The organism is Xanthocytophaga flava (genome assembly GCF_030068545.1).
Classification (GTDB): Bacteria; Bacteroidota; Bacteroidia; order Cytophagales; family 172606-1; genus Xanthocytophaga; species Xanthocytophaga flava.
Genome location: NZ_JASJOR010000038.1, coordinates 41617 through 64749, shown reverse-complemented (window position 1 = coordinate 64749; position 23133 = coordinate 41617). Strand labels below are relative to the sequence as shown.

Genomic DNA, 23133 nt, shown 5'->3' with positions numbered 1-23133 from the left:
TTCTTCACAGAATTAATCATACTGGCACACTTTTGATACTATTTTAGTATTAAGTATGACATTTTTTCTGACAAAGCTGACATATGTACCAAAACTGACATGTCAGCTTGTGTTTTTTGTCATATTTTAATAACTTAGGTTAACAATAAGCAAAGAAAATAGGTACGTTATTACTTAACCTGTAGTAAAAAATAGAGAATCATATAATGAATCAACGCCTATGCAAACACTTTCTGCAAACTGGCTCACAGAAGGTCTTATAGACCTTGAGTACAAACAGTACGTTTTATTAGCTTATCTGAAACATGTACAGCAATGTTTTACTGAACAGAAACTGTATCCACAACTATCAGATTTAATTTTTCATTATCAGAATCTGAAAACTATTAAAACTGACAAAAAACTTATCTACGAGAACTTTCCAAAGAAAGTTTCCAAAGCAGATTTTGAAAAATTGCACCTTACATATGAGAAGATTGTGCAAGATGATACACTAATGGCAGAATTAGAAGCGATTATGGAGTTTGCAATGCCTAAGTTGCAGGAGACATTGCATGCTGGAAAAAGTGTATATGAGTTTATTGAAGAGAAGATGCAAATATCTCCTATTGGTTTGACTTCTTTACGAACAGATGAAGGATTTCTTTTTTTATATGAACATCTGACAAACGACACACGGGTGTATCATTATCAAATCTCCCTATTTGAGAATACGTTTGAAAAATACAGAGGCATACATACTTCTTATCTGGAGACAGTGCGGAAAAGTACATATGTCACGTTTGAAAACCTAAAAGTGGAAATTTCGCGTAAACATCAGGTAATGGCTAATCCGGCAACTTATCTCATTGCTTCTCAGATTTCTTGTCCACTGGATGAGACCATGTTGCCTGTTGCCAAGCGGCTATTGATAAGATATATCACTACTGCAGCCTGAATGATGCAAAAAAAAGAAAAGCCTGGAATGTATATACATTCCAGGCTTTTCTTTTTATAATCTATTTTTATTATTTAGCTGTATCCTGAGTTGCTGGTTGTGGAGCAGGTGCAGGTTGCTGGATAGCAGGAGCTGATTTCGTACGATTTCTTTTGATATTCACAGTGCCATCTTCATTGGTGGCCTGACCTGTAGGAGCAACAAATGCTGTAGAAAGAACCAGTGCCATAATTGCAATTGCAAAGCCCCATGTTAATCTTTCTAATAAGTCAGATGTGCGTTTTACACCCATTAGCTGACTTGCAGCTACACCAGATGCCAACCCACCCTTAGGATTTTGTAATAAGATAACAGCTGCTAATAATACAGAAAGAAGAACAATGATACCAATGATAACCCAGAACATGTTTGTGTATTAGTTAAATATAAAATGTGATTGGTAATTTCTATAAATTTTTCAAATCTTCAATTCGGGATGCAAAGTACGATTTTTTTTGTGGAAATTTCAAGATTAATTTTTCGTACATTTCAATTGCCTTGTCAATTTTGCCTTGTTTGATAAGAATATTGGCTAAATTTTCACTGATAATCTCTGGTGGACGTGTGCTTTTTTCTGATAAGTCACGATCTGTAAAAGCATCTTTTTCCCCTAAGTTAAGTGTAGAAATACGAGGTTCGGATTTTATGAAGCTGTCTATAATATCTCGTTGCACACTTTTCTTTAGTCGCTGGCTAAATCGTTCTACAACAGCCTCATCTTCATTAAGACGTCCTAATTGTAATGCGGGGGTTTCTTCATCCGTTGAGTCCAGTATTTTGAAACGATCATCCTGACGGGTTTTAATCACTGGCTCCAGAAGTTGATCATGCATGTATACGCGTGAGGATTCACTCATTAATGCATCTAACTCTGGCGTAGTTTTTTCCTGAGATTCTGGCTTGTTTGTACCAACTACTATCGCTGGTGTTTCTTTTTGTTTTTCTGCTTTCTCAAGAAAGTCTTCACCAATTAAAAGATTTTTGAGTGTTTCACGATCCAGTGCATAGGTTGCTGCTTGTCTCAGTTTTTGTGAAGCCAACATACTAGCATGCTCAAAATGACCTTGAGCGATAAGCATATATGCCAGTGAACAATATGGAAAAATTTTGGTTACATCTTCCAGTTTTTCCAGATCATCATCTGAAATACTATGCGGATTTTGTACTAATCGTAAAAAGGTATCTTTATTCACTGAATAAAAAGTTGGAAAAGCAAAGGCGAAGATACAGTATTTCTATTATAAACAGAAATAGACCTGTAAAACTTAAGTAAAACGTGTAATAAGATTTACCAGTTTGCTACAGACTTATTAAATACATCATATACAATCCTATCAGAGATAGTCGTGATTAGACTACTTTCTACTTGTGATAAAGATGTACCCTGAGCGAAATCTTCATAGGCTGAAAATTGCTGATCAAAGTTTTGCTCTTCATCCTGATTATTAACATATTTCACCTGTACACGCATTGTCAAACGTTGCAATGAAGCTTGTACCTGAGTTCCCTGATTTCCAGTTGGTGCAACAGGAGTTACTTCATATCCAACAATAGAACCTTCGATATGCAAATCGCTGGTTGTAGTAACTATTTTTAATGGCGTATTATTTTGATAGTAATCACGCATTCGTTCTGTGAAGGTTTGTGCCATATTTGCTGGCCCATTGCCTGCATTATTATAAAAGACATTAATAGAGATTGTTTTGACTTTAGTAAAATCCATTGTAGTTCCTGAAAATGAATAGATTTTACATCCATTTAATGGAACCAGAATAAGAGTTGTCAAAATCATAAAAAGCCTCTTACCGGAAAAGAGAAAATACGTAGAATGCATAGACTTTAGATCGTTTTCTGAAAATCCGCTAATAATGTGCCAAATTATCAAAGAAGCATTGAAAAGGAGTTGGTAAACACATAGAGTATTAACAGGATAACTATACAAATGAAACTTAGTATCGATCCTCGTACGATATATATCTTACGATTATGTTTCTTTAAAATGCCTATCAATAATGAGATAATACCAACAATAAACAGAACACTTGTAACAAATACTAAGAGAATGAGACTGATCTTTCCTATCATAATCCGAACTAGTAAGAAAATCAAAAATCCAGATGAATATAAGTGTAGTAGTAAGAAGGTACTTATTCAATATGGTATTGTTTGATTTTTCGATAAAGCGTTCGTTCCGAAATATTCAAATCTTTAGCCGCATATTTTCGTTTATTTCTGTTCTTCCGAAGTGCTTTAATAATCATCTCTTTTTCTTTTTTCTCAAGATCCAGCGAGTCATCTTCTGTCTCATGCGAAATGTCTTCGATCCGTGCTAATTCAATTGCATCATCTTCATCATTAGCAGAATCCAGGTAAATGGGTTTGGGAGTAGGAGTAGAAGTTGAAAATTCAGGTTCCTCTTCAATATCCCGAAACAGATCCGCATGTTGTTTTATAACTTCCCGGTTTACATTCCCACCAGAAACAGTATCATAGAACAACTTTTTTAATTCTGTGACATCTCGTTTGAGATCAAACAATACCTTATATAAAAGTTCTCTTTCTGTGAAATTTTGACCTTCAGATCCTTTAAATAAGGTCGGAACTGATGATCCTTGATCCTGAGGAATATAAGTGCGTAATTTTTCAGAATTAATATCCCGTTCAATTTCCAGTACAGAGACTTGCTCTACAAGATTTTTTAATTGCCGAATATTACCTGGAAAGCGATATTGTTGAAGTAACAGTGATGCATCTTCAGTGAGTGAAACTGGCTTAACTCTATATCTTTCCGCAAAATCAGAGGCAAACTTTCTGAATAACAGCACAATATCAGTTCCACGTTCACGTAAAGGTGGAACAAATATTGGAATTGTATTCAAACGATAATATAGGTCTTCTCTAAAGGAACCTTTTTCGACAGCTTTAAGCAGATTAACGTTAGTAGCTGCCACCACTCGAACATCTGTCTTTTGTACCTTAGACGAACCAACGCGAATAAAATCTCCATTTTCGAGCACCCTCAACAAACGAGCTTGAGTCCCAAGTGGCATTTCCCCTATTTCATCCAGAAAGATTGTTCCTCCATTGACCGTCTCAAAATATCCTTTTCGAGAATCCACCGCACCAGTAAATGCCCCTTTTTCATGTCCGAATAACTCAGAATCAATAGTTCCTTCTGGAATAGCGCCACAGTTGATAGCTATAAATTGATTATGTTTACGGCTACTGAGTTGATGAATGATTTTTGAAAAAGATTCTTTCCCACTACCACTTTCTCCTGTAATAAGTACTGTCATGTCTGTTGGAGCTGCAAGTGCCGCTTTTTCAATCGCTACATTTAACAGGGGAGAATTACCTATAATACCGAACCGTTGTTTTATACTTAGAATATCTATAGATGCCATTAATTCATAGAAATTAAAAAATGAATAAATGAGGTAAACCCAGGAATAATACACCTGGGTTTGTACCCTTTATTTACCTATTCTCTGCTGCAAAACGAGTAGTCGACAGTGACTATATTAATCTATAGCTTCTCCTAACAGGGTTGCACTGTTGCAATCACTCACAAATACATGTACATAATCGCCCTTTTTATAGTGCTTTTTAGGAAATACTACTACTTTGTTTGCAGAAGTACGTCCTTGCAGATGATCTTCAGATCGTTTGGATGTCCCTTCAACCAGTACTTTATGTATTTTTCCCAAATCCAATTTATTGCGTTCCAGAGAATTTTTCCGTTGTATATCAATAATCTCACTCAGTCGACGATTTTTTACTTCGTAAGGTATATCATCTGCCAGTTTTTTGGCAGCAGGAGTATTGGGTCGTTCAGAGTAGGTAAACATATACGCATAATCGTATTTGACTATTTCCATTAAGGAAAGCGTGTCCTGATGTTCTTCTTCTGTTTCACTACAAAAACCCGCAATCATATCCGTTGAAATACCACATTCCTCTCCCAGAATTCTGCGAATTGCAGCAATACGATCCAGATACCATTCTCTGTCATACGTACGATTCATTAACTGTAATACACGGGAATTGCCACTTTGTGCAGGCAAATGGATATACTTACAGATATTTTCATACTTAGCCATTGTATGAAGAACTTCATCTGTGAAATCTTTTGGGTGTGAAGTGGTAAACCTTACCCTAAGATCAGGATGAACCAATGCTACTTGCTCTAGTAATTGAGCAAAATTACAGGTTTCTTCACTTTCCTCGGAAGCTTTCCATTTATAGGAATCAACATTCTGACCTAATAATGTGACATCCCGATAACCTTGAGCGAATAAGTCTCTGGCTTCTGCTACAATAGAGTGGGGGTCCCGACTCCTCTCACGTCCACGGGTGAAAGGAACAACACAAAAAGAACACATGTTATCACAACCCCGCATGATAGAGATAAATGCTGTAACTCCATTGGAATTTAGACGTACAGGAGAAATATCAGCATAGGTTTCTTCTCTGGAAAGGAATACGTTAACAGCCTTTTGGCCTCCATCGGCTTCTTCTACCAAACGAGGCAAATCTCTGTAAGCATCAGGTCCAACTACCATGTCTACAATACGTTCTTCCTCCAGAAATTTGGATTTCAATCGTTCTGCCATACAACCCAATACTCCAATCAAAGTTCCCGGGCGATTTTTTTTGACATTAGTCAGGTGTTTAAGCCGATTTCTAACTTTCTGTTCTGCGTTTTCCCTAATAGCACATGTATTAAGAAAAATTACGTCTGCATTATTGAAATCAGAAGTTGTATCGAAACCTTGCTCCTGTAAAATAGATGTAACTATTTCACTATCAGCAAAATTCATCTGACAACCATAACTCTCTATATACATCTTGCGAGAATTACCCCGGTTTTCCTCTTTTGAGATTCGGGGCATTTCACAGGCTTCTTTATCTGTTTCTGTTAGTATATCCAATTGTTGAACAACTCGTTCCATACACTTTATATAATAATGTAGTCCGTTTATTTTCTATGTGTACTTACTAATATATTTTCCTTATGGGATTCCATATTTATCCGCAAAGGTATAAAAAAAAACTAAAAACTGACAGAATGGCAGGATTATTTGAGTAAGATCTCAAATATTTGATTTATCTACTGGAATTAGTTTATTAAGTAATAGGCTATTGTGTATTAAAACGGATAGCCAATACCGAAGTTGATAGTACTTTGTCCTGGTGCAAAAAAGGATTTGGGTCCAAATATTTTCGTAACAGCCCATCTATCTGCAGGGCGTCGTCCTGGATCATACACTTTTGTTCCAAAATCAAATCGTACAATGAGGAATGAAAAATCGAATCGTAATCCCATTCCAGAACCGACTGCTATTTCTTTGTAAAATCGATCAATCGCAAACTCTCCATTGGGTATGGTTTTGTCTTTTCGTAAAAGCCATACATTACCTGCATCTGCAAAGAATGCAATGCCAATGTTAAAGTTGCTGAATTTCACCAAAGGGGTTCTATATTCAACAGATGCTTCTAAAATAATATCACCAGGTTGTTCAAATTTATAGGTATAATTTCCTTTAGCATCAACACTGTCTGGAGAAGAGCCTAGGCCTAACCTTCTTGGGGACCAAGCTCTTATGCTATTACTACCACCTGCAAAGAAAAATTTCTCATAGGGTAATGTTCCTGCTGGTCCATAAGGATTGGCAAATCCTGTATTGATTCTAAATGCCCAAGTACTTTGACGTCCACTAGGAATAAAGAAACGATAATCTGCGTTTAATTTTATGAATCGATAAAATTGAAGCCCTTCACCTGTACTGTCACTTTGAGTAATTCCTATTAAATCCCTTGCTTGTGGAACAAACAGAAACAAACCTCCGCTTTCTGCGAACAAACGTAAATATTGTGCTTTTTGTCTCAGGTTATTGCTGGTACTATAGGTATAGGAGGCATTAATGCTGGAGACAAATGCTTTTTGAAATGCTCTCCATAAGGTACTTCCTTCACTTTTAAGATCAAGAATTTCATTCTTTAATGCCTCTCCTGCAGGATTTTTAGTGTAATCAGAGAAAATCCTGCTGATCTCCAGCACTGTAACATTGAATTGTTTTTGGGGTTGAGGCTGCCATAAATAACTGAATGTTCCTTTAAACCCATATCGGCGAAAATCCGGGCGATTGGTTAGATTATAACCAACAGATACTCTCGTCTGTGGTAAATAAGGACTAAAAAAATACTTGATCTTTCCTGGTATCAGTATTTGTGGAAAGGTCAGTGAAGAGGTAAGACTCAATTGCTGACTGCTCAATATACTATTGTTGCCTTCACTAATAAAGCCAGCCACCCCTTCAACACTACCTGTTGCTCGAAGTTCAAATACCTCCAGTCCTCCAAAGATATTTCTGACTTTAAATATAGTACTACCAAATGGACCTGGATAGCCATTGGCAAGAGTTACTGTTCCACCAGCTTCTACAGAATAGGAAAATCTATCTAACGGACTGGCATAAATCCGTGCATTGAATTTACCTCCGGTTGTATCGTAATAAATATTGGCGAATTTGAAAATATCCAGATTACCAAACAATTGTTGTGTTTCAATGGATTTTTGTTGACTATATGGAGTGTGTGGTCGAATTAAGATTTTACTATTTACTATTTTTCTGGAGAAACGATGATTTCTGGACAGGTAATGAATTCCATTAAATAAAATTGTATCTCTTTGCCCTCTGCCTCTGGTGGCTGCATCTTCTGTAAAGTATACATCATCAACTACATATACTTTATGTGTAGAGCCATCAGGTGGATTGTTAATAATAGTTTTGAGAAAGATATAATTATTTCGTAAAGTTGAGTCTATGTTTTGAGTCGAATCTGGAATAGTATCCAGAACAACCTTGATATATTGTTTGCTAAAGCTATAGTATCCGTTATCTTTCAGTAGTTTATCTATTCTGTCTCTTTCGGCAAGAACTTTATCACCATCGTATCCTTCATTAATTTTTATATAAGTTTTTGGTGCATTTGCATTCAGCAAGCTGTCTATTTTTACATTTGTTGTAACCCAGATTGCTTTTCTAATAAAATATCGTTGATTTTCTACAATAGAATAGGTGACTCTGGAACGTTGAAGGGTATCAGTAGTATATTCAAGGTATACATTGCTTCTAAAAAACCCTTTGCTTTGAAGGTAATTTTGCATTTGCTCTGTTGTTTTTCTCGCTAATGTTGAGTCAAATGCAACCGGAGGCTCTCCTTTACGCATAAGCCAGTTTCCTTCAATGAGTTGCCGATTGAGACGGTTTAATCTTTTCTCATGTTTTCTTTCGATTCGGGTAATTTCGATAGAATCTGTTCCTGCAGCTCTTACTTTTTGCGTATATCTATCCTGTTCCTCATTGATTTCTTTTTCTACTTTTGCCTGATCATAGGTTCTCAAACCTAACCGATATAAATATAAATAAGGATAAATGGGTAAGTTGAGCCATCTTCGGTTGGCTCTCTGTTTGTAAAAAGACTCTAGTTCTGTTGCTGATACTTTCGTATTACCCTTTATATGTTGACTATACAACAAGGACTGACCAGGTTTAATAACTTTTTCCTGCGAGACACACCCTGGTAGAATAAATAGCCATAAAGGCGATATCAAAACAAGCAGATGATACCCAGTTCTGGATACCGAATTTATAACAGAAAATACTATTTTCGAAGCTCGTAATTGCAAAATGATAAACAAATAGATTTTTATGCTTTCTCAAAAATGGACAAAATTGATTAAATCTCTGCAAGTAAAAAAATACCGCAAACTTGAACAATCTTTTGTGACGGAAGGTGGAAAGAGTGTTCTGGAATTAATACAATCCGATTACAAAGTAACAATTGTTTTAGTAACTGCACGATTTAAAGATGAAAACTCAGAAATATTGAGGAGCAAAAACTTTGCCGTTGAAGTTGTGAGTGAAGAAGAGTTGGAGAAACTAGGGACTTTTCAGAGTAATAATGCTGCATTAGCTGTGGCAGAAATGAAACCTAATCAGATACTCCTCCCAAAATCTAATGAAATGCTTCTTGCCTTGGATGGAATCCAGGACCCTGGCAATCTTGGTACTATTATCCGAATAGCAGATTGGTATGGTATTAAAAAGTTAATTTGCTCAGAAGATACCGTGGATTTTTATAATCCAAAAACAATAAGTGCCACAATGGGCTCATTTACCCGAACACAATTATATTACTGTAATTTGGTTAATTATTTGAATGAGTATAAATCAGATATTATCTCTTATGGTGCGTTTCTTGAAGGAAAGTCTGTGTATGAGACAGATTTCACTTCCTCAGGTGTTATTGTTATGGGAAATGAAGCACATGGGATTAGACCGGAATTGGAACCTGTTATAGCGAAAAAAATCAATATTCCTCGCTTTGGGAGTGCTGAGTCTCTAAATGTAGCAATTGCAACTGCTATTATATGTGATAACTGGAGAAGATCTCTTCATAGAGCTTAATTCTTGTGTTTGGTTTTACACAGAAGTTATCCTGCACTATAACTAGAGAGTTATTTGTTTAAGAATGTGTACTTGAGTCAGGATGAGTCTTACTTTTACATTTAATTCACTGTAAAAATGGGTAGGTGCGCATTTTTCTATACATTCATCCAACGTGATCAAAATTAAGATCGAAATAAAGCTACTGTGAGTTATGCTCAAATTGAAAAAATGATCAGAGTTCCAGTCAAAATAGAAAGTGATTGGAGTTATGCTCAAAACAAAAATTGCTGTGAATATTATGCATGATCTTCATTGGTCAGAGGGCCTGCCTTACTTTTTCTGAAGATGTTTTGCAGCGAACTATGTGTAAGCAAAAATTCAGCTTTGAAGGATGGTTGTACATACATTTTAGATGAGTCTCCTTCAAAGCTGCTGATTTAGCCTTCAGATTTAGAGTATAAATATTTGTCAATAATTATATGAGCAATATATAATACTGGTGTAAGCAATAATGCCATGCTTACCTTATATAAATAACTATTCACACCAGTTGATAAAACCTGTGCAAAAGACCAGTTACCAAATACATAGAATGCAATAAAAATAACTACATAACTATCTATTAACTGTGAGATTATAGTAGATCCTGTTGCCCGCAACCAGATTCTTTTACTCCCTGTGATATTTCTTAGGTATTGGAAGACATAGGCATCCAGAAGTTGACTTAATAAAAAAGCAGTTATAGATCCTACAATAATATTGAGACCCTGACGAAAAATCTTTGAGAAGGCAAAATTGATATCAAAGTTATTATCTCCTTTATTGACATCCAACCAGAATTGCGCAGGTGGTAAATGGGTTGAGACAAAAATAATAAGAAACCCATAGGTAATAAGAATCGCTCCCAGATAACTAATCCGTCTTACGCCTTTCGGTCCAAAATATTCATTGATGATATCTGAGGTGATAAATACAATAGGCCAGGGGAGTGCTCCTGCTGGAAGATTAAAATCCTGTTTGAAACTTCCAATCGGAATTTGAGCAGGAGGAAAACCAAAGACGGCTTCCAGTGAAAACATCTTTGCTCCAATGATTTCTGAGATAATGGCATTTGTAAGAAAAATGCCACTCAGTACCATAAAGAGATTTTGTTTTTTTTGTGTGTCAGGCTGAATTTGGGTAATGGTATTCAAGGATCAGAAGATAGGTTAAATAATAATAACTGTAGTAAGTGGGAAACACTAACTTACTAACACTAAAAATACTAAAATGTTTTAATCAGCCAAAGATATAGTAGTGCCTTCTGTTGCAAGTTGTGTGTTGGGAAAAATACTTCGAGCTTCTTCAAGTAATGGCAATAAGTCTTTGTAGCGCGCTGAAAAATGTCCTATCAGAAGTTTGTCTGCATTAGCAAGCTTAGCTATCTGAGCTGCATCATGTGTTGTACTATGATGTGTTTTTAAGGCTCTTTCTGCTTCTGAATTCATAAAGGTAGCCTCATGATACAAAAGATCGACATTATGGATCTGTTCTAAAATAGGTTCATAATATGCTGTATCAGAGCAATATGCATAACTAAGTGACTTTCTGGGTGAAAGTGTAAGATCTGAGTTATGATGGAGGAGTGTTCCGTTCTCATCAAAAAGATCTTTTCCTTCTTTCAGACGTTTAATCTGATGTGGAGAAATGTATTCTGGCAATGCTTCTTTTTTGATTCTGCGTTTACGTGTTTTTTCCTGAAATAAAAAACCTGTGCAGGGAATACCATGATTAAGTGGAATGGTAGAAACGGTCATTACATCATTTTCATATATAACCTGTTGGACAGGGTCTAACACATGGAAATGAACTGTATAGATAAGCCAGGTTTCAGAACAGCGGAATTGGCTTGTAATGACATCAGAGAGGTGAGGGGGACCATATAAATGTAGATCTTCGGTGCGACCATTGAGATTCATGGTAGCTAACAAACCAACCAGCCCATAAAAATGATCTCCATGTAAATGGCTGATGACTATATGGTTGATACGATTGATTTTACACTGATATTTTAGTAATTGGAACTGTGTTCCTTCACCACAGTCTATCAGAAAATAATCTTGTTCGACCTGTAAAAGCTGCGAGGTGGGATATCGGCCAAAGGCAGGAGTTGCAGAACTGCTACCTAATATTTTTAATGTAAAAGCCAATGCAGTGCTGAATAAAAGTTGCTCAGAAAAAACAAAGGATGATTGCCTGTAAACAAAACAGGCAATCATTTATAATCTGGAATTTATTCAGTTTCTTCTTTACCAAATTCACTTTCTAACTCATGAAAGAAGACTGCGTCAACTGCCTCCGGAGTGGTTGGAAGTATATGGAGTACACTTTCCAGTTGAGAAATCTTAATGAGTTTTTGTACATGGTCAGAAAGTCCTGTCAATACAAATAATCCTTCAGATTCTTTGCAGAGACGATTGCCTGTAAGTACTGCACTTAGTCCTGACGAATCCATGTATTTGGTTTCAGACAAGTCCAGAATAATATTTTTATATCCTTCTGCATTGAACGTTACAAGTTCTGTTTTCAACAAAGGGGTCAGGGTTGCATCAAGTTTGCTTTCATGCAACTGAATCAATACATATTTTTCCTGTTTATCTAGCGTGAATTTCATTGGAATTCGATTGGGTTTTGATTGAGAGCAGGACAAGCAACGTCCAATCAAAAAGAGATTGCTTTAGCTATCAGTCGAACTTTACTAGGATTTATCATGCAAATTAACACATTTCGGAATAATATAAAAATCATTTAGAATTCACTGATTACACTATTTATGTGAGCTTCTATTCTGCTTTCAATACCATCTGTAGAAATGCGGTCGAACGTCTGACCTGTCATTCTTTCAAATAGTTCTACATACCTGTCTGTTATGGTTTGTATCCAGGTATCAGACATGGCAGGAACAGTTTGTCCTTCTTTGCCTTGAAATCCATTGGCAATCAGCCATTCACGAACAAATTCCTTCGAAAGTTGTTTTTGCGATTCTCCTGAATGCTGACGTTCTGAGTAGCCATCTGCATAGAAGTAGCGCGAAGAGTCAGGTGTATGAACCTCGTCAATCAGGTAAATAGTTTCATCTATTTTTCCAAATTCGTACTTGGTATCTACCAGAATCAAACCTCTCTCTGCTGCGATTTGTGTTCCTCTCTCAAATAAAGCTAATGCGTATTTTTCAAGTTGAGTATAATCGCTCTCTGATACTATCTCTCGTTTTATGATTTCTTCTCTGGAGATATCCTCATCATGACCTTCTTTTGCTTTGGTCGTTGGTGTGATAATAGGAGAGGGAAGCTTATCATTTTCTTTTAATCCTTCCGGTAACGAAACTCCACAGAGGACACGCTTTCCTGACTTATATTCGCGCCAAGCATGACCTGCCAGATATCCTCTTACAACCATCTCTACTGCAAAAGGCTCACATCGTAATCCAACACTTACATTAGGGTCGGGAACAGATTGTAGCCAGTTAGGGAGAATATCAGACGTTTTTTGCAAGAAAAGTGCAGCAATCTGATTCAATACTTGTCCCTTGTATGGAATAGGGTGTGGCAAAATTACATCAAAGGCTGATATACGATCAGTAGCAACAACAACCATTTTATCATTAAAATAGTAGACATCGCGTACTTTACCACGATAAAAGTCTGTTTGATTTTTAAATTGAAAGTGGGTTTCTTTTAATGCGTACATAAAGGATGTTCGAAATTGTAAGATTTTTAATTTGTTCTGATAAGCAAAAGATTCATGGCTCACCTTCTGTAACGATTGACAGAGATAGCTTTATAGTTTCTCTATAACCATAGCTGATGCACCACCACCACCATTACAGATACCAACAACACCAATATTGGCATTTTTTTGCTGCAATACATTGGAAAGAGTAACCAGAATCCTTGCTCCTGAGCAACCTAGCGGATGACCAAGCGAAACAGCTCCTCCAAAAATATTAATCTGTTCAGGAGCAATATGTAGTTTTTGCATATTACAGAGTGCAACTGCTGAAAATGCTTCATTGATTTCATAATAATCAACATCTTTCTCCGTTATACCGGATACTTTCAGTGCTTTGGGAATCGCCAGTGATGGAGAAGTTGTAAACCATTCAGGCGATTGTTCCGCATCAGCAAATCCCAAAATGCGTGCAATAGGTTTTACTCCTAACTCTGTTGCCTTTTCTTTACTTAGTAGAACCAAAGCTGCAGCTCCATCATTGATTGTAGATGCATTAGCCGCAGTCACTGTACCCTCAGAAGAGAATGCAGGCTTTAAGGACGGAATCTTTTCAAAATTTACATTCTTATATTCTTCGTCTTCATTGATCAGAATAGGTTCTTTGCCTTTTTGCGGTACAGCTACAGGGATAATTTCTTCTTTAAAATATCCTTTCTGTGTTGCTTCTGCTGCTCTTTTATATGATTGTATAGCATAGGCATCTTGTGTCTCTCTGCTAATATTTAATTCCCGAGCCATCATATCTGCCGCATTACCCATTGCATAGTTGTGGTATACTTCCCAAAGTCCATCTTTTTGTAAACCGTCGATAAGCTTTCCATCTCCGTATTTATATCCAAATCGGGCTTTTTCAATATAGTATGGCACATTGGTCATACTTTCCATGCCTCCCGCAACAACAATGTCGTTGATGCCCAACATAATACTTTGCGCAGCGAACATAACCGCCTTTGTACCGGACGCACATACTTTATTTATGGTTGTACAAACAGTTTCCGGAGAAAGTCCTGCAAAGATTGCTGCCTGACGTGCCGGGGCCTGACCCAGATTAGCAGAAATAACATTCCCCATAAAAACCTCCTGAACCTGATTGGGGGCTATTCCAGCTTTTTCAAGAGCGCCTTTAATGGCAAATGATCCAAGTTGAGTGGCCGAAAAAGGGGATAAAACCCCGCCAAAGCTACCTATTGGAGTTCTAACTGCTGAAACTATATATACTTCTTTCATAGAATAAGCTTGTTGATGATTTTTAAATACAATAAAATCTATATAGTTATAATGTATTTTACGGATACAAACCTAGACAATATTGATAGAAATGTGAAATGATAACCTTATTTTCGTGATGCAATAATTTACCAATCAGGTCTGGCATTGTTGCTGGCTTTCTTGCCTTGCTTTTTTTGTTGTTGAATGTACTGTTTCTCTGCGTCCTTCATTGCTTCCAGCAGTATATCTGCTTGTTCTTTGGACATACCCGTTTCGGCATAAGGATCTTGTTCTACCTGACTGTTATTGGCACTTTCGGCATTGTTTTCGTTGTCTTCCCATTCTGGTTTGGGAGGATCAGGTGGCTTTGGTGCAGGGGCTGATTGAGGATTTGTTTTGGGCTTGTTCTGCCGTCTGAGTTTCTCCGTTAATTCATAATTATACCTGGCATCTTCATTTCTTGGATTTGATTTTAATGAGTTGCGAAAACAGGTAGAGGCCCAGTCATATCTTTTGGTGTTGTAAGCAAGTACACCTAATTGCTGCCATGCGAGCGATTTAACAGCTGGATGAGGTGATTGACTGGCTATTTGATATAATGCGGTTGCTTGCTTTTGCTTTTTCTGAATGAAATAACAATGGGCCAGGTTTACCAATACTTCTTCTTCTCCCACATTTAAAATTTCATACAGATGTTTGTAAAATATGAGTGCTTCTTCATAGTTTCCCTGCTGGAAAGCTAGATTGGCTTGATATTTATATTCACGTATTTCACCTGATTTACTGAGAATATTCCAGTTCGGAAGCCAGGAAACTGCAAATACAATAAGCCAGAATTTGGGAGAAAAAACCATAATTTAAACAGTTGGCGAAATATGGCACTGATCACCGATACAAAAAAACGAAAAATATCTTTATAAATGTATAGTAGTGACTGCAATCATAATGTCGATAACTAATAACATCAAGGCACAAATTAAGAAATAGTAGTATTTATTAGAGGAGATATCAATTTTACGGGTGTCTTGTAAATGTCCTTCAACTTTAGAAACGGTAGAGGTTAAAGCCGGAATGTCATTCTGTATACGACTTAACTCAAAGTATTGTCCATTTGCATGTTGTGCCAATAATTGCAGATGCTCAGCTTCAAGTTTTGTGATTACTGTTTTTCCTCCTGGAGTTTGTTTAAAACCATGTGTTGTTGGTATTTTTCCTCCTGTTTTGGTTCCAACACCCAGCATAAATAATTTTAGTCCATCTTCCTCAATTTTGTGAGCTACCTGTTCGGCCTCTTCTCCAAAATCTTCCCCGTCGGTGATGAGAATAATAATTTTAGCCTGTTTTTGGGTTGATGTATTTTTTTTGTCCTGATGTTGTTTTAATGCCAGATTGAGTGCTGCTGCCAGATCTGTGCTGCTTTGAGTTACAAGATCTGTCCGTAATGTTTCAATAAATAATCGTAATGCATTCTGGTCATAGGTTAAGGGACATTGAACAAATGCTTCATTTGAGAAAATGATCAACCCGATACGATCTGATGAGAAGTTGGGAAGCCAGCGAGTTAATTCATATTTTACTCTTTCAAGACGTGATGGTGCAATATCTGTTGCATCCATTGATTTTGAAAGATCTACAACCAGGTAAATATCTCTTCCAACGGCTTTAACTTCTTTACGAAGAGTGCCAAAGGTTGGACCCAGCAACCCAATCATAAGTAGACTAAAATAAATGAAGCGAATCATAGCCTTGGCTGCCAGACCACTTGTTGAACTGTGCATTTGTTTGGCCTTGCGGGTGGTTCTGATTACGTATAAAATATAGAAAAATATGAAAAGTCCAATGAGCCCATATTCCCACCAGGTAATCTCATAATACCAGTTCATGAAGTATATAAATTTTTAAAGTAAGAACGTATTCTTGTCTGCAAAGGTATTCTAATTAACCGATTTTTATGAAGTAGAAAAAAAGTTAAAAAAATATTTTCCTGACTTTCAGGTGATTAGTATTTGCTTTTGGGCTTTTTTTATGGTTTTTATTGTGAAACGTTTGCGGAAGTGAAAATGTTTTCTTTATCTTTGCAGACCATTTCGGAGAGATGCCTGAGAGGCCGAAAGGAGCAGTTTGCTAAACTGTCGTACGTGTTAAAGCGTACCGAGGGTTCGAATCCCTCTCTCTCCGCTGGTTGAATTGGAAAAATCATAGTTTCGGGGTGTAGCGTAGCCCGGTTATCGCGCCACATTTGGGATGTGGAGGTCGTGTGTTCGAATCACACCACCCCGACTTTGATAAGCCACTCTATTTTTTCCTTGAGTGGCTTATTTCTTCTAATAAATAAAGGAAGAGAGGATTTTTTTAATTAAAAGGCTTATCTTTACAGGCTATTTCGGAGAGATGCCTGAGAGGCCGAAAGGAGCAGTTTGCTAAACTGTCGTACGTGTTAAAGCGTACCGAGGGTTCGAATCCCTCTCTCTCCGCTGGTTGAATTGGAAAAATCATAGTTTCGGGGTGTAGCGTAGCCCGGTTATCGCGCCACATTTGGGATGTGGAGGTCGTGTGTTCGAATCACACCACCCCGACTTTAGGCCGCTCTAAATATTTTATTTAGAGCGGCTTTTTATTTGTTCCTTCTTTAGCCTCCTGTACAATCAAAAGTTTACACCATCTTTGTTATTGTTCATGATTGTAACCCAATTAATCTTCCACATAATGTAAGATACAATAGTTGATGACTCAGTCATGCTGATCCCAATTAAGAAAGTCCTTAGAAAAATTATTATGTTAACAGAACCTACTAACGAAGAGAAAGTACTGGAGTTACTTCTTTCAGGAGATGAAGAAAACATTGTACTTGGACTTGAGATTGCCAAATCTTTAAATCTCACTTTTGGGAATATTAAAAAGGATATATCTATAGTGTTTGCCTGGCTGGAAACCAATAATCAATCCACTCCTCAAGTAGATACATTTGATGATACTTGGTTTCTGCAAAGACTACTAGATATCCATTGTATTGAAGAAATAGATCTTGCAGGATACCACTTAAGAGAGATCCCCAGCCAGATTAAATATCTGTTCAATCTTAGAAAGCTATTTCTTAAGGGGAATCAAATAAGTCAGTTGCCGTCTGAAATAGGTTGTCTTAAAAGGCTTGAAGAGTTAAATGTATCTCTTAACCAATTAACCTCTCTTCCTGTAGAGATTGGAAATTGTTTAAATTTGCAAAAGCTTTTGGTTAGTTCAAATCAACTAGTAAAAGTACCGAAAGAAATTGGTAATTGTATCAATCTCACCTGGCTTGACCTAACCAGAAACCAACTCCAAGCAATACCAGACGAAGTGGGAAATCTGGTTAATCTTCAGGAACTACATTTATACAACAATCAACTGACTTCTCTTCCTGCTTTCATAGGGAACCTTGCTAAACTAAATAGACTTTTGCTGAGTTTAAACCGCCTACACTCGATACCACCTCAGATAGGGGAGTGTAGACAACTCTCAATACTTTCTTTGTCAGACAATCAATTAATTTTTCTACCAGGAGAAATTGGTAATCTTACCTATCTTACAGAGCTAGCTGCTTTTAATAATTTATTACAATCTCTTCCTGTTGAGATTGGTAATTTGACTAATCTAAGGGAATTATTAGTGTTTAATAATAAATTAGAATCTCTTCCTCTGGAAATTGGAAATTTGATACATCTTGAATCACTTTATATTAGTAATAATCCATTACATAAAATCCCTGCTGAGGTTTGCAATCTTACCCGTATGACCTACTTCAATATGGAAGGAATTGAAATACCTGCAGAGCTTTCAACGTGGCTAACAGAATGCCTTCCTGCCTGCCAGATTATTAAATAGAATTTAACAATCTGGCAGATATTTTATGTTTTGGGAGAAGTTAGTCTCTTGTAAGGAACTGATTTTATTTTATTGGTAGTAAATTCATATTCATTTGATTTTGGATGAAATGAAGTAAAAAATTATATTTGAGTTTCTTTCTTTAATTTATACCACACTGCTTATGACTGAAGATCAATTGTCTACCCTTATTGATAAACTGGATTTTATCATTGATAAACAAAGTAGGATAGAGGCTCGTCTGGAAAAGATAGAAGGAGACCTAGGTAGTGTGATACATGATATTAAAAAGATAAAAAAGCGGGTACGTAAAGACAAAGATGAGACAGATGAATTAGAGAAAAAAGCAAAAGAATAAGTAGAATGGATGTACAGTTTAAATTATATAATACTATAGGGCAACCAACCTGGAAAATAGAACAGTACCAGCAGACTGTTAAATCTCAATATAGGCAACCTCTTAATGAAATTCAGGAACTCCTTTATGAACAAGGAGAAACCAATACACAGATCAACATCTCTATTGAAATTGATATTAAAAATGAAAGAGTTTTTCCTCCTGTTATTACAATTGGAGATGGTACAGAGGAACAAACAATGAAATATCAAAATCTTAAAAAGAAAATAGTAAGATTGCTTCCTGAATAGATTTTATAATTTCAAACATATACAAATCAAAAAGACTCCACACACAAGTATAGTGTGTGGAGTCTTTTTGAAACTTGGTTCGATCTTAAATGACTGATTAGTTGAGGCGAGGATTTTGTTCAACCCAATGATGGCTATCTGGATAGATCTTGTTTAATTCCCTAACAGAATTGAGTGCATCTTCTTTGGTACAAGCATACATACCACATCCATAAAAATTTGTTGTCCTGGATTTCCATGCTATGCGATACAAATTTGGATTATCAACTACAAAATCAACATTTATTACTTTTTTTTCCATGGATAGATTTTCCTTTCTTTAAAAGAATAACAAAATCTTTTCAGAAAAAATCCCCGTTCATTTCAGATGAATGGGAATTGTTTAACAAAGAAAAGACTATATGCATTTTCAATAAAAAAGATTTTATATTTGACCAGCCAAAACTTTTTCCATATGACAAACGAGCAGATCTCAATTAACGATTTTATCGATACTCCCGAAGCAGTACATCCAAAGACATATATTGATCAAATCAAAAAAATGATACAGGATAAGTGGACTTCCAGTACAGATATCCTGAACGCCACTTGTATTACTATCAGTTCAGAAGATTACAAGGCATTGGAAGATGCATTAGTTAAAGATGGCAAATGGGATTTAGATTCAGAAAAGCCTTCTGTATTTTATCATGGCTTACAGATTAAAAATGCTGATAATATGAATTCGGGTGAATGTGAGATTGGGTATAGATAAGTATTTATTCTTTGACATCTTTTAAGATAATATACCCAGTTCCATTGCATAGCGAGTAAGCTGACTTACATTACTAATATCCAGCTTTTTGAAGATATTTTTTCGATGTGTTTTTACTGTATGCTCAGATATAAATAATTTTTCAGAAATAGCAGAACTGGTTGATCCAAGTGCAATAAGACGAACTATTTCGATTTCGCGGTCACTAAGGCGAAACGCATGTGAGTCTGGTTCTGCTTCCATTCTTACTTCTGCTTTAAAATCTCCGATTGTATCAAAATAAGACTTATTGATCTGCAACCGATCTATAGCATTTAACAACTCCTGACTATTACCACTTTTTAAAAGACACCCATCTATACCAATTTCAACTAATTGATTAATAAGTGACCTGCTGTTGTACATAGTCAGAATCACTATTTTGATGCTGGGGTAATTTTTCTTGATCCATTTACTGCATGTTATTCCATTCATTCCTGGCATGTTAATGTCAACAATAACTATATCAGGCTTTACAACAGGTAATAACTGAAGCAACTCCTCGCCATGATATGCTTTGCCAACTACCTGGTGAATGCCTGTTGATTCAAGTAGACCTACCAGAGAGTCTATCAATATAGGATGATCATCAGCTAAACAGATTTTCATAGACAAGTGGTGTGATAAATTGATTTTGTATGAGGATAGTTCTGTTAGAGTATATTACATTATTTCATAGATTTATGCAAGCTTGTCAGTATATAAAATACAACTTTACGAAATATTTTTACTAACTAGCCCGGATTAACTCAAATTTTGAATGTAGGAACTACTTTTAATTTGAAGAACAATGTGAACTTTATTGTAAGTCTGGAGTGGATGAGGAAATTTAGAATCGACTGTTATGCAGATATATATGGTATATCTGCCAGAGACACGAACTGAAGTGATATGTAGGCAGTATGAAATATACAAATAAATGTGGCAATTATCGTAGTCTTTTTAGGACTAATTTTACCCGTATGTATCTTATTTTTAATACTTTTGGTATTAAACGGAAAAAGGATGATTGAAAGGGATTTCAATGATAAAGGTACTACCAAATTCAGAAGAGGAGTCAATGGTTACATGCCCATAAAATCGTTCCACACGAGAGTAAATATGTTGTAAACCTATTCCTTTTTTTACTTGCTCGCTATTGAAACCTTTACCATTATCTTCAAAAATGATACTTATATATTCTCTGGGTATTTGTGTGATTTCAATCCGGACTTTTGTTGCATGTGCATGTTTGAGTGTGTTGGCAAATAATTCCTGAATGATACGATATATATTTAAACTTAATTCATCATCTAATGGATCTGTAATATCAATTACAGTTTCAATGAAGAGTTTTTGCGAATTATTAATGGCTTCAACCAATTGTTCAATAGCTGCCTGAAATCCTCCATATTGGAGTAAACCAGAGTCAAGATCATGGGAGATTCTTCTGGTTTCACGCGCTGCCGCTTCTACCAGTGAGTGTATTTTCTGAATAAGTGTTGTCCGATTATCTTTATATAGGGAAATAGAATAAATGTCAGATTGGTCGTTGGTAAGAAGTTGTTTTTCTTCATGTTTGACTTCTTGGTTTCTTAAAGTATCAATATATATCTTGAGAGTGGCTAAAAGGCTACCCAGATTATCATGTAGATCTTCTGCAATTCGCTTTCTCTCAGATTCTCTGCCTTCAATGAGAGCATAGGCAGATTGTAGTTCTTCTTTTTTTAGTAATTTTTCAATTTCCCGGAATTCAGCTTGCTTCCGATAAAGTTTACGTTGAAATATAAAAGCAAAAAATATAACCCCTGATACAGTGAGTACAGTTGTAAGAGTGCCAATAATAAGAATTAAAAAATCGGTTACATTTGTCTGCTGAGCCATAGACCGTAGGCTATAATTATATTTTTTGTCACATTTGAGAAAGATTGAATAATCCATGCGTTATGAAAGATGCCAGAAGCTTCTTTGGAAAGGATTTCCCATCCTAAAAGATACGTAAAAAAAGAACCTGATGCATAGACAAGGATACCCGCATTGATAAAAAACATGGGATGTTTTTCTACCAGGATAGGTTCGGACTGTTCATACAGTTGATAATAATAGACAAAACCAAGTATTATAAATACCAGTGCATTTATAGACCAGGCTACCTGATTAAATTTATACAAGTCACCTGTGAGTAGAGTATGTAAAAAATTAAATAGTATCAATACACCAAGTCCATACAGATAGATAGGTTTTGCAGATAAAAGTTTGTAATAAAAGAAAGGTAAGAATACAAGTTCGATGAAAGCCAGCAGATGATATACGGGCATATTGTTGATGGTAAATTCTGCTGTAATGAGAGTAAAAAGTTTTAAGGCTGAAGAAATTAAAAAAAAAATCCTAATCCAAACAGAGGAATTATTTTTCTTCCTACCAGAATTATTACTATAACCGGAAAAAGATCAGATATATCCGACAGATTGGCAATCCAAATAGAAACTGTCTTCAGGCTTATATTTAATAAATGAGAAATCATAGGAATCGATAGTTGTTCTTCTATAATATCAATTCTGACTCTGACAAGCTTGCCAGAGTCAGAAAGAAAAAATTATGCACCTCCTCCACAAAGATTGGGGCAGGGGCGACTGTTTCCTAATATTACGCCATCATCACCTGTTGCGGTTACTTTAGCGGCTGTTGTTTCTGGATATACAGGATATAAATCTGTACCATCTGATAAGATAGGCATTAGAAAAATATCATCAACAGTTTGAGGACTTCCATTAATAGTTTGTACTGACCTGGCTTGATATGTACGTACTCCATCAATAGGAAGTGCAGGATTGGCTGCATTATAATCCTCAATTTTTTGCAAGAATTCTTTTATTTTTGTTAGCCCAAGAATATGTCCGCTAACAACTGTTGGGTTGTTAGGATCCAGTTTATTGTCATTGAAAAAAGCCAAAAGATTAGAGGCAGCTTGTGTAGGTGAAATGAACGTTCCAATGGTATTGTTTGCCATGATGGATAAAATGTTAAATAGTTTAGAATATTGGAATTATTGAATGGGCTGGTCTCAAAGAACTGAGGATGAAATCAAAGTTGATATTCTGTTTGGAACTTGTCAATACCACAAAATAGGTATTTTGATGGGGGAGTTCTAAAAAATAACTTTCAAGGAATAAAAAAAAGACGCAGATAAGATATCTGCGTCTTTTCTATTTTAGCCTCTAAAGCAAAATGACTAAAAAAGCGTTTCTTGATGCCAACGCTTAACAAAGAAAAGATAAATACTAGACTTTTTCAGCCCTATTATACGCGTGGGCCTTTTTTATCGACTGTTCGGTCAAATATTCGACAAATAATGCATGAATAGATATTTTTTTTCTATACTTCCTCAACAAAAAGAAAAAATAAAACTATTTATGGAAATGACTATTTTTTTGCATCCA

At 36.0% G+C, this 23133-nt stretch carries 24 protein-coding genes and 4 tRNA genes; 10 read left to right on the top strand and 18 right to left on the bottom strand.

Translation table 11 applies throughout. The annotated features are described in order from the left end of the window. The first annotated feature begins 220 nt into the window (after positions 1–220). Positions 221–937, top strand: coding sequence for a hypothetical protein (locus QNI15_RS34225; protein ID WP_314036332.1), 717 nt, complete (start codon positions 221–223; stop codon positions 935–937). Between the two features lie 70 nt (positions 938–1007). On the opposite strand, the gene secG is transcribed toward QNI15_RS34225, so the two are convergent. The 6 genes from secG to tamL form a co-directional block, all read right to left on the bottom strand. Then, positions 1008–1343 (bottom strand): preprotein translocase subunit SecG, encoded by a 336-nt coding sequence (gene secG / locus QNI15_RS34220; protein WP_313984513.1) that lies wholly within the window; start codon positions 1341–1343, stop codon positions 1008–1010. A 40-nt stretch (positions 1344–1383) separates the two neighbouring features. Further along, complete coding sequence (locus tag QNI15_RS34215) at positions 1384–2169, bottom strand: tetratricopeptide repeat protein (RefSeq protein ID WP_313993123.1); 786 nt, start codon at positions 2167–2169, stop codon at positions 1384–1386. Positions 2170–2264: 95 nt separating this feature from the next. Then, positions 2265–2768 (bottom strand): LptE family protein, encoded by a 504-nt coding sequence (locus QNI15_RS34210; RefSeq protein ID WP_313984517.1) that lies wholly within the window; start codon positions 2766–2768, stop codon positions 2265–2267. Positions 2769–3123: 355 nt separating this feature from the next. Next, complete coding sequence (locus QNI15_RS34205) at positions 3124–4380, bottom strand: sigma-54 interaction domain-containing protein (protein ID WP_313984519.1); 1257 nt, start codon at positions 4378–4380, stop codon at positions 3124–3126. 117 nt (positions 4381–4497) lie between these two features. Beyond that, positions 4498–5928, bottom strand: coding sequence for a tRNA (N6-isopentenyl adenosine(37)-C2)-methylthiotransferase MiaB (miaB, locus tag QNI15_RS34200; RefSeq protein ID WP_313993126.1), 1431 nt, complete (start codon positions 5926–5928; stop codon positions 4498–4500). A gap of 197 nt (positions 5929–6125) precedes the next feature. Beyond that, entirely contained in the window at positions 6126–8594 is a 2469-nt protein-coding gene (gene tamL, locus QNI15_RS34195; RefSeq protein WP_314036330.1) for a translocation and assembly module lipoprotein TamL, read from the bottom strand. 97 nt (positions 8595–8691) lie between these two features. Here tamL and QNI15_RS34190 point away from each other — a divergent pair, with 97 nt between their 5' ends. Beyond that, complete coding sequence (locus QNI15_RS34190) at positions 8692–9450, top strand: RNA methyltransferase (protein WP_313993131.1); 759 nt, start codon at positions 8692–8694, stop codon at positions 9448–9450. Between the two features lie 419 nt (positions 9451–9869). Here the strand turns inward: QNI15_RS34190 and QNI15_RS34185 are convergent, their stop codons facing one another. The 7 genes from QNI15_RS34185 to QNI15_RS34155 all read right to left on the bottom strand — a co-directional run bounded on the left by QNI15_RS34185 (position 9870) and on the right by QNI15_RS34155 (position 16295). Beyond that, positions 9870–10571: a queuosine precursor transporter gene (locus tag QNI15_RS34185; RefSeq protein WP_313985165.1), complete on the bottom strand. Its 702-nt coding sequence runs from the start codon at positions 10569–10571 to the stop codon at positions 9870–9872. Between the two features lie 135 nt (positions 10572–10706). Next, a complete protein-coding gene (locus QNI15_RS34180; protein ID WP_314036328.1) occupies positions 10707–11690 on the bottom strand; it encodes a ribonuclease Z in 984 nt (327 codons plus the stop codon). A gap of 14 nt (positions 11691–11704) precedes the next feature. After that, positions 11705–12085, bottom strand: a complete 381-nt coding sequence (locus QNI15_RS34175) for an STAS domain-containing protein (RefSeq protein WP_313984530.1) — start codon at positions 12083–12085, stop codon at positions 11705–11707. Between the two features lie 134 nt (positions 12086–12219). After that, positions 12220–13161 (bottom strand): phosphoribosylaminoimidazolesuccinocarboxamide synthase, encoded by a 942-nt coding sequence (locus QNI15_RS34170; protein ID WP_314036326.1) that lies wholly within the window; start codon positions 13159–13161, stop codon positions 12220–12222. A 90-nt stretch (positions 13162–13251) separates the two neighbouring features. After that, entirely contained in the window at positions 13252–14430 is a 1179-nt protein-coding gene (locus QNI15_RS34165; RefSeq protein ID WP_313993139.1) for an acetyl-CoA C-acyltransferase, read from the bottom strand. A 128-nt stretch (positions 14431–14558) separates the two neighbouring features. Then, the gene (locus QNI15_RS34160) at positions 14559–15266 is read right to left on the bottom strand and encodes a hypothetical protein (RefSeq protein WP_313984537.1); all 708 of its coding nucleotides are present in this window, start codon (positions 15264–15266) and stop codon (positions 14559–14561) included. 60 nt (positions 15267–15326) lie between these two features. Continuing rightward, positions 15327–16295 (bottom strand): VWA domain-containing protein, encoded by a 969-nt coding sequence (locus tag QNI15_RS34155; protein ID WP_313993142.1) that lies wholly within the window; start codon positions 16293–16295, stop codon positions 15327–15329. Positions 16296–16501: 206 nt separating this feature from the next. Between QNI15_RS34155 and QNI15_RS34150 the strand changes: the two genes are divergently transcribed. The 7 genes from QNI15_RS34150 to QNI15_RS34120 all read left to right on the top strand — a co-directional run bounded on the left by QNI15_RS34150 (position 16502) and on the right by QNI15_RS34120 (position 18921). After that, a tRNA-Ser gene (locus QNI15_RS34150) sits at positions 16502–16590 on the top strand. A 27-nt stretch (positions 16591–16617) separates the two neighbouring features. Further along, positions 16618–16692: transfer RNA gene (locus QNI15_RS34145), tRNA-Pro, on the top strand. Between the two features lie 105 nt (positions 16693–16797). Then, positions 16798–16886, top strand: a tRNA-Ser gene (locus QNI15_RS34140). Between the two features lie 27 nt (positions 16887–16913). Next, positions 16914–16988, top strand: a tRNA-Pro gene (locus QNI15_RS34135). A gap of 199 nt (positions 16989–17187) precedes the next feature. Then, on the top strand, positions 17188–18273 hold the full coding sequence (locus QNI15_RS34130) for a leucine-rich repeat domain-containing protein (RefSeq protein ID WP_314036324.1): 1086 nt from the start codon (positions 17188–17190) through the stop codon (positions 18271–18273). Between the two features lie 163 nt (positions 18274–18436). Continuing rightward, positions 18437–18631: a hypothetical protein gene (locus QNI15_RS34125; RefSeq protein ID WP_313993148.1), complete on the top strand. Its 195-nt coding sequence runs from the start codon at positions 18437–18439 to the stop codon at positions 18629–18631. Positions 18632–18636: 5 nt separating this feature from the next. Further along, complete coding sequence (locus QNI15_RS34120; protein WP_313993150.1) at positions 18637–18921, top strand: hypothetical protein; 285 nt, start codon at positions 18637–18639, stop codon at positions 18919–18921. A gap of 97 nt (positions 18922–19018) precedes the next feature. Here the strand turns inward: QNI15_RS34120 and QNI15_RS34115 are convergent, their stop codons facing one another. Continuing rightward, on the bottom strand, positions 19019–19222 hold the full coding sequence (locus tag QNI15_RS34115; protein ID WP_313984551.1) for a hypothetical protein: 204 nt from the start codon (positions 19220–19222) through the stop codon (positions 19019–19021). Between the two features lie 153 nt (positions 19223–19375). On the opposite strand from QNI15_RS34115, the gene QNI15_RS34110 reads away from it, so the two are divergent. After that, positions 19376–19675 (top strand): hypothetical protein, encoded by a 300-nt coding sequence (locus QNI15_RS34110; RefSeq protein ID WP_313984554.1) that lies wholly within the window; start codon positions 19376–19378, stop codon positions 19673–19675. 21 nt (positions 19676–19696) lie between these two features. On the opposite strand, the gene QNI15_RS34105 is transcribed toward QNI15_RS34110, so the two are convergent. The 4 genes from QNI15_RS34105 to QNI15_RS34090 all read right to left on the bottom strand — a co-directional run bounded on the left by QNI15_RS34105 (position 19697) and on the right by QNI15_RS34090 (position 22703). Next, a complete protein-coding gene (locus QNI15_RS34105; protein WP_314036322.1) occupies positions 19697–20323 on the bottom strand; it encodes a response regulator transcription factor in 627 nt (208 codons plus the stop codon). A 381-nt stretch (positions 20324–20704) separates the two neighbouring features. Then, complete coding sequence (locus tag QNI15_RS34100) at positions 20705–21577, bottom strand: sensor histidine kinase (protein ID WP_313993155.1); 873 nt, start codon at positions 21575–21577, stop codon at positions 20705–20707. After that, a complete protein-coding gene (locus tag QNI15_RS34095; protein WP_313993158.1) occupies positions 21556–22011 on the bottom strand; it encodes a hypothetical protein in 456 nt (151 codons plus the stop codon). Before QNI15_RS34095 ends, QNI15_RS34100 begins: the two co-directional genes overlap by 22 nt. 278 nt (positions 22012–22289) lie before the next feature. After that, positions 22290–22703: a hypothetical protein gene (locus QNI15_RS34090; protein ID WP_313993161.1), complete on the bottom strand. Its 414-nt coding sequence runs from the start codon at positions 22701–22703 to the stop codon at positions 22290–22292. Between the last annotated feature and the right edge of the window lie 430 nt (positions 22704–23133).

What these genes read in the sequence shown, in the direction of transcription:
- QNI15_RS34225 (WP_314036332.1), top strand. Translation starts at nt 221, where the DNA reads ATGCAAACACTTTCTGCAAACTGGCTCACAGAAGGTCTTATAGACCTT.
- secG (WP_313984513.1), bottom strand. Translation starts at nt 1,343, where the DNA reads ATGTTCTGGGTTATCATTGGTATCATTGTTCTTCTTTCTGTATTATTA.
- QNI15_RS34210 (WP_313984517.1), bottom strand. Translation starts at nt 2,768, where the DNA reads ATGATTTTGACAACTCTTATTCTGGTTCCATTAAATGGATGTAAAATC.
- QNI15_RS34205 (WP_313984519.1), bottom strand. Translation starts at nt 4,380, where the DNA reads ATGGCATCTATAGATATTCTAAGTATAAAACAACGGTTCGGTATTATA.
- miaB (WP_313993126.1), bottom strand. Translation starts at nt 5,928, where the DNA reads ATGGAACGAGTTGTTCAACAATTGGATATACTAACAGAAACAGATAAA.
- QNI15_RS34190 (WP_313993131.1), top strand. Translation starts at nt 8,692, where the DNA reads ATGCTTTCTCAAAAATGGACAAAATTGATTAAATCTCTGCAAGTAAAA.
- QNI15_RS34185 (WP_313985165.1), bottom strand. Translation starts at nt 10,571, where the DNA reads ATGGTACTGAGTGGCATTTTTCTTACAAATGCCATTATCTCAGAAATC.
- QNI15_RS34180 (WP_314036328.1), bottom strand. Translation starts at nt 11,690, where the DNA reads ATGATTGCCTGTTTTGTTTACAGGCAATCATCCTTTGTTTTTTCTGAG.
- QNI15_RS34175 (WP_313984530.1), bottom strand. Translation starts at nt 12,085, where the DNA reads ATGAAATTCACGCTAGATAAACAGGAAAAATATGTATTGATTCAGTTG.
- QNI15_RS34170 (WP_314036326.1), bottom strand. Translation starts at nt 13,161, where the DNA reads ATGTACGCATTAAAAGAAACCCACTTTCAATTTAAAAATCAAACAGAC.
- QNI15_RS34165 (WP_313993139.1), bottom strand. Translation starts at nt 14,430, where the DNA reads ATGAAAGAAGTATATATAGTTTCAGCAGTTAGAACTCCAATAGGTAGC.
- QNI15_RS34160 (WP_313984537.1), bottom strand. Translation starts at nt 15,266, where the DNA reads ATGGTTTTTTCTCCCAAATTCTGGCTTATTGTATTTGCAGTTTCCTGG.
- QNI15_RS34155 (WP_313993142.1), bottom strand. Translation starts at nt 16,295, where the DNA reads ATGAACTGGTATTATGAGATTACCTGGTGGGAATATGGGCTCATTGGA.
- QNI15_RS34130 (WP_314036324.1), top strand. Translation starts at nt 17,188, where the DNA reads ATGTTAACAGAACCTACTAACGAAGAGAAAGTACTGGAGTTACTTCTT.
- QNI15_RS34125 (WP_313993148.1), top strand. Translation starts at nt 18,437, where the DNA reads ATGACTGAAGATCAATTGTCTACCCTTATTGATAAACTGGATTTTATC.
- QNI15_RS34120 (WP_313993150.1), top strand. Translation starts at nt 18,637, where the DNA reads ATGGATGTACAGTTTAAATTATATAATACTATAGGGCAACCAACCTGG.
- QNI15_RS34115 (WP_313984551.1), bottom strand. Translation starts at nt 19,222, where the DNA reads ATGGAAAAAAAAGTAATAAATGTTGATTTTGTAGTTGATAATCCAAAT.
- QNI15_RS34110 (WP_313984554.1), top strand. Translation starts at nt 19,376, where the DNA reads ATGACAAACGAGCAGATCTCAATTAACGATTTTATCGATACTCCCGAA.
- QNI15_RS34105 (WP_314036322.1), bottom strand. Translation starts at nt 20,323, where the DNA reads ATGAAAATCTGTTTAGCTGATGATCATCCTATATTGATAGACTCTCTG.
- QNI15_RS34100 (WP_313993155.1), bottom strand. Translation starts at nt 21,577, where the DNA reads ATGGCTCAGCAGACAAATGTAACCGATTTTTTAATTCTTATTATTGGC.
- QNI15_RS34095 (WP_313993158.1), bottom strand. Translation starts at nt 22,011, where the DNA reads ATGCCCGTATATCATCTGCTGGCTTTCATCGAACTTGTATTCTTACCT.
- QNI15_RS34090 (WP_313993161.1), bottom strand. Translation starts at nt 22,703, where the DNA reads ATGGCAAACAATACCATTGGAACGTTCATTTCACCTACACAAGCTGCC.